The sequence below is a fragment of the Pirellulales bacterium genome (genome assembly GCA_019694455.1).
Taxonomy (GTDB): domain Bacteria; phylum Planctomycetota; class Planctomycetia; order Pirellulales; family JAEUIK01; genus JAIBBY01.
The window spans coordinates 16,885-29,785 of record JAIBBY010000033.1; the positions used below are offsets into that span (position 1 = coordinate 16,885).

The window sequence follows — 12,901 nt, forward strand, 5'->3', positions numbered from 1 at the left end:
TTTCAACGGTAAGACTTGGCTACTACGGCGGCAATTGGTCGATTTGCAAGTTCGACGGAGCATCCGCGCGCAGCGCTGACGCCGGTGAGCTTGGCCGGCCCGGATGAGCGCTTGATTCAAGGAATCTGGCCGCGTTCGCTGGCCGTGTGGATGGTGGCCGGATACATCGCGCTATTCATCATTCGCCCTTGGGAAATGCTGATGCCCGCGTTGGGGGCCATTCGCTTCGAGCGCATTTACGCGGTGGCGATGATCTGCGCTGTGCTGGTGGATGGTTTTCGACTGCGACTGAGTTCGCAGGTTGTGACTGTGCTGGCGTTCACCGCGATGATGTCGATTTGCACGGCAAACGCTTGGAGCCTCACGGCCGCACTGCCGGTGTACTACACCTATTTGACCTTGGTGGTGTTCTTTTTTGTGCTGCTCTCGGTGGCGCGCACTCCGTACACCCTGGCGTTCTTGGTCACGTGCTATTTGATCGCCATGGGATTGTATTTGAGTAAGGCTGTATGGGAGTACTACGTCAACGACGCGCACTATTTCGCGATGGGTGTGCGACGACTGATTGGCATCGAGTATACCTTTGGCGGGCCAAACGAAGTGGCCGGCTCAATTGTGCTCTCCATGCCAATGCTGTTGTTCGTGTATTCGATTCGACGCGAATTCACAGCCAGTTGGCCCAAGTTTTGGCGCCGCTGGCTCACGCGCTGTTTAGCTGGCTACTTCTTCCTGGCGATGTGGGCGATGATGCTCACCAACAGTCGCTCGGGCATGGTGAGCTTCGCGCTATTCGTAGGACTGGTGGCGATGCGCGGCCGTGGCATAGCCACCAAAGTCGGCTATGGCTTGGCGGCATTGGCGTTGATTGGCGTGTTGTGGGTGGTTGCCCCGCCACAAACGAAGAAGCGGCTGGAGACGATCTGGAATCCTTCCGCCGGTCCCGCCAACGCCTATGAATCGGCGATGGGTCGGGTGAATGGACTGAAACTGGGCATCTTGATCTTCCGTCGTTTTCCGCTGTTGGGAGTGGGGCCAGGCAACTTCATCCCTTACCGCATTCGCCATGTGGACGGCGGGATTTGGGATCCGCACAACTTGCTGGGGCAATCGCTCAGCGAGATCGGCTTGCTGGGCACGTTAGCGTTCGCCGCACTGGTGCTAGTGGCGCTCGGCAACGCGCAGCGGGCCATTCGACTGGGGCCGCGCTGTCGCGACCCACGGGCGGTTGTGCCGTGGCGCTTGGCGCTGGCAGCGCGAGAGACATTGATCTTGCTGATCTTCGATGGCTTGTTTGGGCACAATTTGCTGCGCTTCACTTGGTTGTGGGCGGCCGGATTCGCGTTGATGGCGCTGCTGCAATTGCGCGACATGATGCGGCAAGAGCGGGCAGCGGAGCGCCTTGAAGTTTCGACGCAATTGTTGCTTAGGGTGGGAGCATGATTTCGCAGACTGGTGCAACGAATTCTCACGGCGATTGGTACGCGCCTTGGGTGCGCGCCGCGATCGGGCCGGCATGGGCGCGGTGGGAGCATAGCGCGTACCTGAGCAACTACCGCCGCTTGCTGGCCACCCAGTACGACGCGCCCGAGGCGATTCGGGCGCGGCAATGGGAGGCGGTCCAGGGGCTAGTCGATCACGCCTTTCGCCGCTCGCCTTTTTGGCGCACCCTTTTTGGCGAGGCGGGGCTGAAGCCGGACGACGTGCGCACATGGGACGATTTTCGCCACGTTCCGATTTTGACAAAGGACCATCTGCGCTATCGTGGGCAAGAACTGCTGACCACCGACTTTCGCATTGCCGACTTGCATCATCACAAGACATCGGGTTCCAACGGCCGGTCGGTGGCGGTGTACGTGGACGACAAGGCCCAGCAATGGCGCCGCGCCTGCACCCTCCGCAGCGACGAGTGGAGCGGCTGGCGGTTTGGCGAACGGGTGGCCATGGTCTGGGGTAACCCCGACTACTTGCGCAACGGTTGGCGTGGTCGACTTCGCAACACGCTATTGGAACGGGCATCCTACCTCGACACGTTAAGCATGAATGAAGACGCCATGCGTCGCTTCGCCCTGACGCAGCAGCGCAGGCGCCCAACCATGATGCTGGGGCACGCGCACTCGTTGTACCTGTTTGCGCAGTTCGTGGAGTTGAACCCGAAGCTGGCGTTCTATCCACGTGGCATTATTTCGACCGCCATGGTGCTACACGATTGGCAGCGGGAATTGATCGAACGCGTATTTCGCGCGGGCGTGACCAATCGCTATGGCTGCGAGGAGGTGAGCCTGATTGCCTGCCAATGCGATCGGCGCGGGGGACTGCACATCAATTGCGACAACGTGTACGTGGAGATTCTAGGGGCCGACGGCGAGCCCGCGACGCCGGGCGAAGCCGGCGCGGTGGTGGTCACCGACCTGACGAACCGCGCCATGCCACTGCTGCGCTATAAGGTGGGAGACATGGCCTCACTATCGCGCGAGGCTTGCGCCTGCGGCCGCCAATTGCCACTCTTGGAACGTGTCGAGGGACGCGAGGCCGACTTCGTGACGACTGCCGACGGGCGACTGATCTCGGGCATCTCACTAACCGAGAACTTTGCCGTGCTGATCGCGGGGGTGGCCCAAATCCAGATTGTGCAGGAGCGCCTGGACCAATTTTGCTTTCGGATCGTGCCAGACGAAAACTTCGGCGCGGCGAGCCGGGAGCAAATTCGCCAATTGGTCGCCGAACGGTTTGGCGGCGACGCGCGGTTTGAAATTGAGTTGGTGGAACGGATTCCGCAAGAGCCGTCGGGCAAGTACCGATTTTGCATCTCGAAGGTCGAGAACCCTTTTACTCAATCGTTGCAGCCAGTGACGTCGTGAGCGCTCGCTCGATGGAAAATCCGCGTTTGCTGTGTGTTGCGCGTTGGCCCGTGGGGGGGATTCGCACCTATTTGCATTACGTATATCCGGCGCTAGCTGCCGATGGATACGTGTTTACCTTTGCGGGCCCTCCGGACGAGCGTTTCCGACGATTCCGCGAAGAACTGCGAAATTGGCCGAATGTCGAGTTTGTGGAATTGCCATGCGAGCGGACACGCGACTCGGTGAACTTGCCGCTGCGCAGGCTCTTGGCCAGCGGTCGGTTCGACCTGGTGCATTCGCAAGGGGCCACCTCGGCTGTGCAGACGGCGATTGCAAACTTGGGTTTGCGCGTGCCGCACGTCATGACTTCGCACGATGTCTTTCGACCCGATCAGTTCGCAGGCCGCTTGGGCCGATTGAAGCGGCGCGTGATGGGAGAACTGTTTCGCGGCATCGACCTGATTATTCACGTTACCAACGACGCTCGCGAGAACCTCTTGGAGTACCTACCGCGGGTTGTAACCGGCCGCGCGCGGATGGCGACGATCGGCCATGGCATCGACACCAATCGATTTTGCTATCCGCCCCGGCGCTTCGCGCAAACATTGCGCGAGCAGATGCGGATCGATCAATCGACCTTTCTGATGGGGTTTCTTGGCCGCTTCATGGAGCAGAAGGGCTTTTTGCCGCTGCTTTCGGCGCTGGAGCTGATGCCGACACAAGGTTGGCGATTGGCCGCGTTCGGCGCCGGCGACATGATTCGCGAGTACCAGGCAGAAACGGGACGCCGCCGACTGGCGAACCGCGTCAGCTTTTTCGATCTGGCTACCGTGCCGGAAAGCGTGATTCCGCAACTCGATCTGGTCGTTATGCCGTCGCTGTGGGAGGCCGCGGGGCTGTTGGCCATGGAGACGTTGTGTCTGGGGACGCCACTGGTGGCCTCGGACTGTCCGGGATTGTCGGAGGTGCTGACGGATACTCCGGCGGTAATGGTCCCGGCAGGAGACCCGACAACGTTGGCAGCGGCGCTGCGCCGAGCCATGACCGGGGAACTGGTGACGCCGACTCAACGCTTCGCCCCCGAGGCCGGTCGGCGCTATTGCAACCAGCGCAGCGCGACAGCGCTGCTCATGGAATTGAATCAACTGTTAGGTCGGCGCAGCCGGCTGGAAGTCGTGAGCAATGCCGACGGCAAAGCGTCGCACATCGCAAGCACCGTGGCGTCGACCGCTGAATTGTCAACTACCGTGGGAGTTCTATGAAACCGCAGGATAACAAGAATCCCGCGCCGCGCGTGAGTGTGGTGATCGCGAGCTACAACTATGCGCACTTTGTGCCGCTGGCGATCGAGTCGGCGCTAGCGCAAACGATGACCGATCTGGAGATCATCGTGGTCGACGATGGTTCGACCGACAATACGCGCGAGGCAGTGGCCCACTTTGCCGCACATCCGCAAGTGTGCTTGGAGCACATTGCGCACGTAGGGCATCCACAGGCGAAGAATCACGGCGTGCGCTTGGCGCGCGGCGAGTATGTGGCGTTTCTCGACGCCGATGACATTTGGCAGCCGACCAAGTTAGCGCGGCAACTGGAGCTGTTCGCCGGACGGCCGGAAGTTGGCGTGGTGTACACGCGCCGCGCTTGCATCGATGTGGCAGGGCGCGCGTTAGTGGTTGAGGAAACACCGCTCTACCGAGGTCGAGTGGTGGAACCTCTGGTGTTCGACAATTTCGTGTGCTTTTCGTCGGCCATGGCGCGGCGTTCGCTATTAGGCGCCGGTGGATGTTTCGACGAGACTCTAAATGATCCGATCGATTACGACTTATGGTTGCGATTGGCGTTGCGTTGCCAATTCGACTACGTCGAAGAACCGCTTGTGTTGTATCGCGTGGGACATGCCAGCATGTCGCGCACCAACAACCGTTGGCGCGAGCAGGTCGATCGGGTGATGCTGCGATTCTTTGTCGAGTACGGCGGCAGCGAGGCGGTGGCGCCGGCGGTTGTGCGGCGGCACAAGTACACGCGCTGGTGCGCAATGGGCCTGGCGGCTCGGGGCCACGCGCCGCGTATTGCGCTGGCCAATTATCTGCGCGCGATTGCGTGCCGTCCCTGGGCGCCGACTGCTTGGTATGGTTTGGCCGCCTTGCTGGTGCCCGAGCGGGGACGCCGCTGGTATCGGCGCTTGTTAGGCCGTCCGGCGGATTGGCGCCAACCGCAACTTGCGCGCGTTTAGTGCATTCAACAGCGATCTATTCAACAGCGAGTTTCAGACAGCGAACTTTTTATGTCGTCACGATTTGTATCATCGTTGGAATCGGCTAGCGGTGCGGCGGTCGCGGATGCCCGCGACCAGGATCTTGTGCCAGTGAGTGAAGTCGTCGAGATCCGAACCGAACAGCGTCATGGGATCGCGCTTGATCCGTTGATGACAATCACGATCGACGATCGCGACCACAACCTGCACGCCTGGGTGGTGGTGCATAGCCTCGGAAGCCTCGGAGGCTGTGGCGGGGTGCGCTGCGCTCCCGACGTGACGCTCGATGAAGTCAAGTCGCTCGCCCGCGCAATGACGTATAAGTACGCCTTCTTTCGCCAGCCAATGGGGGGCGCCAAGGGAGGCATGGTCATGGATCTCGATGCTCCGCCCGAGCGGCGACGTGAACTTGTAACCGCGCTCGGCAGGCACCTGGAGCATGTGCTGCGCACCAGCGCATATCACCCCTGGTCGGACATGAACTTCAGCTCCGACGACGTTTCGGCCTTGTATGCTGCGGCTCGACTACCGGCTCCTGCGTTGAATGACGACAGTTCGCAGCGGACAGCGCGATCGACGTTCGCCGCAGTGGTGGCCACGGCCGCGAACCTTGGTTTGCGCCCCACGGAGTGTCGCATTGCCATTGAGGGTCTGGGTAGCGTCGGAGGCTACCTGGCGCGGGCCATCGCCGAGTGGGGCGGACGCGTTGTGGCGGTCTCAAACATTCATGGCGCGGCGCTTAACGCAAGCGGACTTCCCATCGGCGAATTGCTGGCGATGCGACAGCGGTTGGGTGACGGCTTTATTCGGGAGCGCGGCGACTGGACCAACGCGCCGCGTGCTGCGCTGTTCGACGCCAAAGTGGACATTCTGGCGCCGTGTGCCCGCGTCGGCAGCATGGATCAAGATTTGTGCGAAAGGCTGAGTGCCAAGGCAGTAGTGCCTGCGGCTAATGTGCCATGTACGCCGGCGGGTGAGGCGGCGCTGGCCAAGCGCGCGATCCCGTTGCTGCCCGACTTTGTGGTGAATGGAGGCGGCGTGTTGGGCATGGTAAGTCATGAACTCGACGATCCGTTCTTCATGACCGATTTTCGACAGATGATCGACCGGCTGCTGTCGGCGTCGTTGGCTCAAGGCGTGGCGCCGATCGATTTGGCTCGGCGGCAGTCGGAGCAACACCATTCAGCGGAGCCAGGCGACTTCTTCACTCCTCGATCGCGGGGTGAACTGATTCGAGCAGCGCTACGACGCCGCAGATTGTGGCCTGGCAACGCGCAGCAGGCCAAGGCCCTGCAGCGCGAGCGACTGCGCGAGACGGTGAACCAGTTGTTTCGCGACGCATGAACGCTTCGCGACATTTGTTTTTCAAGGACGCTTGATATCGTGAGCACGCACTTGAGCGCGCGACGTATTTTGACGAACGCAGCTTCGAGTTGGGGTATGTACGCCACCCAGCTTGTGGTGGCGTTCGTCATGTCGCCGATCATGGTGCGTGGACTGGGTGACCAGCGGTACGGCATCTGGTCACTGGTCGAATCGACAATCGCGTATCTTGCGCTGTTCGATTTTGGCGTCGGCGCCTCCGTAGTACGACATATTTCGCGATTTCATGAGGTCCGCGACGAAGAGGGGTTGAAGCGAGTCTATAGCACGTGCCTGTTGATTTTCGTCACGGCGGGCGCGTCGGTGCTGGCGATCACGCTGACTGCGGCGCTCTTGTGGGCGCATCCATTTGGCTATAGCGACAGTCTGGCGAGCGACACACGCTGGCTTTTGGCGCTGTTCGGTGTGCGACTGGCAGTCGGGCTACCGTTGTCGGTGTACCCGGCAATGTTGGATGGCTTTGCGCGCTATCCCACGAAGAGCGCGATCCGCTCCACGTTCTTGTTGATCGGAAGCGGCGCGTTTTTGATCGTACTGGTGAGCGGAGGCTCGATTCGCGATCTGGCAATTTCGAATGTGGCCACGCACATTGCGGAGCACGTGTGCTTGGCGCTGGCGGTGCGCCGCCAGCATCCGAGCTTGCGCTTCGCGCCGCGGCATGTCGATCGCGCGATGCTAAAACAGATACGCGGGTACAGCGTGCCGGCGTTCGTGGCGCTGCTGGCGGGGCAAATTTCGTTTCGGACCGACGCTATCGTGATCGGCAGTTTCTTGGATCCGCGGTACATCACCTTCTTCGGCATCGCGGCGAAGCTGGTGGAGTACGCCAAGATGTCGCTGTATTCGGCGGCCACCGTGCTGACTCCGGAGATCAGCGCGCTGGAAGCGCGAGGCGATATCGCGGGCATACGCCGAGTACTGATCCAGGCGACCCGATATGTACTTCTGGCGATGATTCCTGTGCAGGTGGGCTTTGTGCTGCTGGGGCGCCAGTTCATCACGCTATGGATGGGGGACGCGGTATACGCCGACGCCAGCTATCCTTCTCTGGTAATTCTGTCGATCCCCTTTTCGCTGGCGGTTTCGCAGGCGATCAGCGGACGCATTTTATATGGCACAGGCCGACTGTCGTGGTTTGCGCGAATGACGATGGTCGAGGCGGGTCTGAACCTAGTCATGAGCCTGGCGCTGGTGCAGCGGTTTGGGATTATCGGCGTGGCGTGGGGTACTTCGATTCCAAACCTCGTCTTCAATGTCGCGCTGGCGATTTATGTCTGCCGCATGTTTGGCGTGCCTCTGGTCCAATACCTGCGACAGTCGTTCTTGAAGCCGTTGCTGTTGGCAATCGTTCCAATAGCTTATTGGAATGCCGCCACAAGCTGGCTTGCGATTGATGATTGGGCCACCCTCTTGGTGGTTGGAGGCTCGGGACTCGGCCTATACGCGGCATTGGCGCTGCTGGCGGAGTTTGGCCCACGCGCTTGCTTGCGAACGATCAGAAGCTGGCTCCGGCCGATCGCCACACCGCAGAACGACTCCGGGACGGTGGCCACCCAATTGCGAAATCAATCGCAAAACCAACCACACAGCGAGCCGTGCCCAGACGACGCCAAAGCGGAGCTGCCGGTCGCCGAACCGAGCGCCGTTTAGTCGAATCCAATGCCAAGCATTTCAACAGCACCGCTGCCGCAAGTGAGCCCAATGGAGCATTCGCCGCTATCCAGCGAGCGACTGTCGATGCCGGCCCCGTGCGACGCAACTCCACCGCACCTGCTGACCATCGCGTTGGAGGACTATTTTCAGGTGGGGGCGTTTCGCCAATGCATTGAACGCGCACACTGGCGACGCTTCGAGAGCCGACTGGAAGCCGCGACCGAACGCCTACTCGCGTTACTCGACCAACATCGGGCGCACGCGACCTTTTTTGTCAGTGGGTGGATCGCCGAGACTCGTGCGAATCTGGTTCGCGAGATCGCGCGACGCGGACATGAGATCGCCGCCAGCGGATACGAGCATGCCAGTTTGCGGCAATTGACACGTCGCGAGTTTGTCGACGACGCTGCCCGTGGGCGCGACGCGGTGGAATCTGCAAGCGGCCGTCGCGCGCTCGGCTTTCGAGTCGCCGATCAGTGGATTCGGCCTCGCGACGCTTGGGCGCTCGACTCCTTGGCAGAACTGGGATTCGCCTACGATTCCAGCTTGATGCCGCCGTTGTTCGGGCGAATAGATCCGATTCAGCAGACCATTCACAAGAAGCAGAGCGGCGAGAAGTCGCTGTGGATCGTGCCTGTGGCCACAGCGCCATGGTTGGGTGGACGTTTGCCGATTGGCGGCGGAGGCTATGCGCGACAGTTGCCGCTGCGGTATTTGAAGCGCGCGCTCAGGGCGTGGCGGCAAACGACCGGCGCGCCCTTGGTGACTTATTTTCACGCCTGGGAATTCGACGCGGCGCCGCCTCAGATCGAAGCCGCTTCGCATCTGGCGCGAGCGCGTCACTATCGCAACTTACAGCGAACTCCGGAACTGGTGGCCGAACTCTTGGGCCAGCACCGTACGATTTCGATCGCGGAACATCTGAGACTCGAAACGCGCGAGCCGGCGGAGCCAAGCAGTGAGGAGGGGCGCAATTCGAGTCCGCAACGGGCTGAATTGGCCGTCAACAACGTGCGCAACGCAGGCGCAGCGGCCGAGCCGACGCCGATCACAATCATCGTGCCGTGCTGCAATGAAGAGGCCTCGTTGAGTTACTTAGCCGTGGCGCTGAGCGAGTTGGAGGCCGATCTTGCGCCGCGCTACGAAGCTCAGTTTGTGCTGGTCGACGACGGCAGCCGCGACGCCACCTGGACGCGGATGCTCGATCTGTTTGGCGGTTGGCCAAATGCGCGGCGCCTACGCCATTCCGCAAACCAAGGGGTGAGTGCGGCGATATTGACAGGCATACGCGCTGCGGACACCGAGATAGTGTGCTCGCTTGATTGCGACTGCACCTACGATCCGCGCGGGCTGTGTGAACTTGTGCCGCTTTTAACCGACGATGTGGCGCTGGTGACAGCTTCGCCATATCATCCGGCCGGTGGTGTGCGGAACGTGCCGGGCTGGCGGCTGGGGTTGTCCAAATGCGCGTCTTGGCTTTATCGACGGGCGCTCACGAACAAGCTGCACACTTACACGAGCTGTTTTCGCGTATATCGAAGGAGCGCGGTGCTGGACCTACCGTTGACGGAACCTGGATTCTTGGGCGTGGCAGAGTTGCTGGCGCTGCTGGATCTGGGGGACGCGCGGATCGTAGAGGCGCCGGCCGTGCTGCACAGTCGGCTATTTGGCCAATCGAAGATGAAAACCGCTAGAACCATCACCGCGCACCTGCGTTTGCTTTCTCGAATCTGGCGGCTGCGCATGTCGCGTCGCGCACCTCGCAAGTACACTAATTCTTCTCCGCAAACCTCCTCTACCTCCTCACCCCCCGCTTTGCATCCATGAATCCAAAGACCGCCGAACTCGATGTTGTCCTCAGCCTTCCCTCGGATCAAGACGCCACGGGGCGCACGCTCGGCGAAGAAGAAATTGAACTGGTCGGTCGCGCAATCGCCTCGGGCACGCTGACCAGCACCAAGGGCCCGTACACGAGGCAGTTCGAAGAGCGCTTCGCGGCGCTTGTCGGCGCGCGCCACGCGGTGGCCTGTGCCTCGGGGACCGCGGCAATTCACACCGCCGTGGCGGCGATCGATCCAAATCCCGGCGACGAAATCATCACCACCCCGATCACCGATATGGGGGCGCTGACACCAATCTTGTACCAAGGGGCGGTGCCAGTCTTTGCCGACGTCGACCCTCGCTCCTGCAACGTGACGGCCGAAACGATTCGAGCGCGGCTGAGCGACCGTACTCGGGCGATCGTGGTGACGCACCTTTTCGGCAATCCTTGCGACATGCGGCCCATCATGGCGCTGGCGAAGGAGCGCGGTTTACCCGTGATCGAAGATTGCGCGCAGGCCTTTTTGTCGCAGTGCGATGGTCGCTACGTTGGCGTCCTGGGATCGATCGGCTGTTTTAGCTTGCAGCAAGGCAAGCACATCACAACCGGCGAAGGGGGGCTGGTGGTGACCGACGACGAGCAACTGGCGCGGCGGATGTTTCTGTTCGTGAACAAGGCGTGGGGCTATGGCGACGCGCAGCCCGACCACTACTTTCTGGCGCTCAATTACCGCATCAGCGAACTGCAAGGCGCGGTGGCGCTGGCGCAACTCGACAAGTTGGAGGAAGCGGTCGCCAACCGCATGGCGATGGCGGACCTTTTGACCAGCCGGCTAGTGGGCCTCACCGGTGTGGATACGCCCCAGCCACCAGCGGGCGCCACACACACCTATTGGAAATACTGCCTGACCGTCGACGGCGCGTCGCTGCCAGGGGGCGCCGTGGCGCTGGGCGCGGCGTTGAAGAAGCGCGGCATCGCCTGCGCGCCGCGCTACATTCAGAAGCCGGCGTTTCAGTGCGCAATTTTTAGCGAGCAGCGCACTTTTGGCGAGAGTCGCTATCCGTTTTCGATCGCTCGCGACGAGGCGATCGATTATCGCTCCGAACGATTCGCCGGCACATTCCGAGCGCTCGACTCGGTGCTGGTGCTGCCCTGGAACGAGCGTTACACGGAGGAGCATGTCGAATACATCGCCGCTTCCATTCATTCCGCGGTGGAAGCCATTATTGGCCAGTGAGCGGTGCTGACAGGGAGCACAGTATGAGTTACCGACCCCAATTCGGGCTGATTGGCGCGGGCGCGATCGGCAAGACGTACGTGCAGGCGTTCGCCGCAAGCGAAGAGGCGACGCTAATGGCGGTGGCCGATGTGGAACTCGACTTCGCCGAGGCGGCCGCCGCCGAGGTGAACGGACGAGGATTCTCTTGTTACCGCGCGATGGCGGAGCAGATGGAGTTGGACGCGGTGGTGATCTGCACGCCGCCGGTCACGCATCCGGACATCGCTTGCTATTTTTTGCGGCGCGGGGTTCATGTGCTGTGCGAGAAGCCGCTAAGCATCGATGTGAAGAGCGCGCATCGCATGCGAGCCGTGGCTCGTGAGTCAGGCAGCATGTTAACCATGGCTTCAAAATTTCGCTATGTGCAAGACGTGGTGCGTGCCAAGGAGCTGGTCGAATCGGGCTACGTCGGCGAGGTGGTGTTGTTCGAGAACGCGTTCACGTCGCGCGTCGACATGTCGCGGCGCTGGAATTCACGTCCCGAGGTGAGCGGCGGCGGCGTGTTGATCGACAACGGTACGCATTCGGTCGACATCACTCGCTATTTTCTCGGTCCGTTGACGGACATCACCGTGGTGGAAGGGAAGCGGGTGCAGGGGTTGGCGGTGGAAGACACTGCGCGTATTTTCGTGCGCAATAACAGCGGTGTGCTGGGAAGTATCGACCTGTCTTGGACCATCAACAAAGAGCTTTCCACGTATCTCAACATCTACGGGTCGGAAGGAACGATCTGCGTGGGATGGAAGGAGTCGAAGTGCCGACGACTCGACGACGCCGAATGGACAGTATTCGGCAAGGGCTACGACAAGGTGCAGGCGTTCCGCAGTCAGATCGATAACTTCGCTCGGGCCATCTGCGGCGAGGAGTCGCTAGTCATCACTGCCGACGACGCGGTGGCCTCGGTAGAGGTGATTCACGCGGCGTATCAAGCGCTGAACAGCCCGCAATGGACATTGGTGCTCAATGGCGTGGGCCAGACCGAAGCTGACGAACTGGCTACCTTGGCGGCGGAGCCGGCATGAGTGTTCGAGTGCACCCAACGGCAATTGTCGAACCAGGGGTGGAACTGGGACCAGGCACGGCCATTTGGGACAACGTGCACATTCGCAGTCCGGCCAGGATCGGCCGCGACTGCATCGTGGGCGAAAAGACCTACATTGCCTACGGTGTGGAAATCGCGGATCGAGTGAAGATTAACGCCTTTGTGTACATTTGCACGGCGGTAGTCATCGAAACCGGGGTGATGATTTCGGCGGGTGTGTGCTTCACCAACGACCGCTTTCCTCGGGCATGCACGCCCGACCTGAGTGAACTGCGGACCTCGGCGCCAGACGAGCATACGCGCCCCACTCGGGTGCGGGAGGGGGCCACACTCGGGGCGCGCGCGGTGATCGGCAGCGACTTGGAGATCGGCCGCTTCGCGATGGTGGGGATGGGGGCCATTGTCACCCGCAGTGTGCCCGATTTTCATTTGGCGCTAGGTCAGCCCGCGGTCAGCGTGGGCTGCGTGTGCCGTTGCGGCGAGCCTGTGGTCTATTTCAAAGATGCGGCAGGCGACATGGAACGCGTAACGTGCCGCGCGTGTGGGCGCACATACTCGATCCGCGATCGGCAGGTCACGGAACTGCCGGCGGCCTAAGCGAGAATGCGAATGATGGCGAACCAACCTC

10 protein-coding genes are annotated in these 12,901 nt (G+C 61.2%); all 10 read left to right on the top strand.

Annotation, left to right across the window (positions count from 1 at the left end):
• Positions 1–15 precede the first annotated feature (15 nt).
• The 10 genes from K1X71_13940 to K1X71_13985 all read left to right on the top strand — a co-directional run bounded on the left by K1X71_13940 (position 16) and on the right by K1X71_13985 (position 12,870).
• Positions 16–1,440 carry an O-antigen ligase family protein gene (locus K1X71_13940; GenBank protein MBX7074242.1) on the top strand — a complete coding sequence of 475 codons (1,425 nt, stop codon included), beginning with the start codon at positions 16–18 and terminating at the stop codon, positions 1,438–1,440.
• Positions 1,437–2,858, top strand: a complete 1,422-nt coding sequence (locus K1X71_13945) for a hypothetical protein (protein ID MBX7074243.1) — start codon at positions 1,437–1,439, stop codon at positions 2,856–2,858. The genes K1X71_13940 and K1X71_13945 overlap by 4 nt, the downstream gene beginning before the upstream one ends.
• On the top strand, positions 2,855–4,102 hold the full coding sequence (locus K1X71_13950) for a glycosyltransferase family 4 protein (GenBank protein ID MBX7074244.1): 1,248 nt from the start codon (positions 2,855–2,857) through the stop codon (positions 4,100–4,102). Before K1X71_13945 ends, K1X71_13950 begins: the two co-directional genes overlap by 4 nt.
• Positions 4,099–5,073: a glycosyltransferase gene (locus K1X71_13955; protein MBX7074245.1), complete on the top strand. Its 975-nt coding sequence runs from the start codon at positions 4,099–4,101 to the stop codon at positions 5,071–5,073. Before K1X71_13950 ends, K1X71_13955 begins: the two co-directional genes overlap by 4 nt.
• Positions 5,074–5,265: 192 nt before the next feature.
• Entirely contained in the window at positions 5,266–6,438 is a 1,173-nt protein-coding gene (locus K1X71_13960; protein MBX7074246.1) for a hypothetical protein, read from the top strand.
• 39 nt (positions 6,439–6,477) lie between these two features.
• Entirely contained in the window at positions 6,478–8,127 is a 1,650-nt protein-coding gene (locus K1X71_13965; GenBank protein MBX7074247.1) for a flippase, read from the top strand.
• 9 nt (positions 8,128–8,136) lie between these two features.
• Positions 8,137–9,957 carry a DUF3473 domain-containing protein gene (locus K1X71_13970; GenBank protein MBX7074248.1) on the top strand — a complete coding sequence of 607 codons (1,821 nt, stop codon included), beginning with the start codon at positions 8,137–8,139 and terminating at the stop codon, positions 9,955–9,957.
• Entirely contained in the window at positions 9,954–11,189 is a 1,236-nt protein-coding gene (locus K1X71_13975) for a DegT/DnrJ/EryC1/StrS family aminotransferase (protein MBX7074249.1), read from the top strand. Before K1X71_13970 ends, K1X71_13975 begins: the two co-directional genes overlap by 4 nt.
• A 23-nt stretch (positions 11,190–11,212) precedes the next feature.
• Positions 11,213–12,253, top strand: coding sequence for a Gfo/Idh/MocA family oxidoreductase (locus K1X71_13980; protein ID MBX7074250.1), 1,041 nt, complete (start codon positions 11,213–11,215; stop codon positions 12,251–12,253).
• Positions 12,250–12,870, top strand: a complete 621-nt coding sequence (locus tag K1X71_13985; GenBank protein MBX7074251.1) for an acetyltransferase — start codon at positions 12,250–12,252, stop codon at positions 12,868–12,870. Before K1X71_13980 ends, K1X71_13985 begins: the two co-directional genes overlap by 4 nt.
• Positions 12,871–12,901 lie beyond the last annotated feature (31 nt).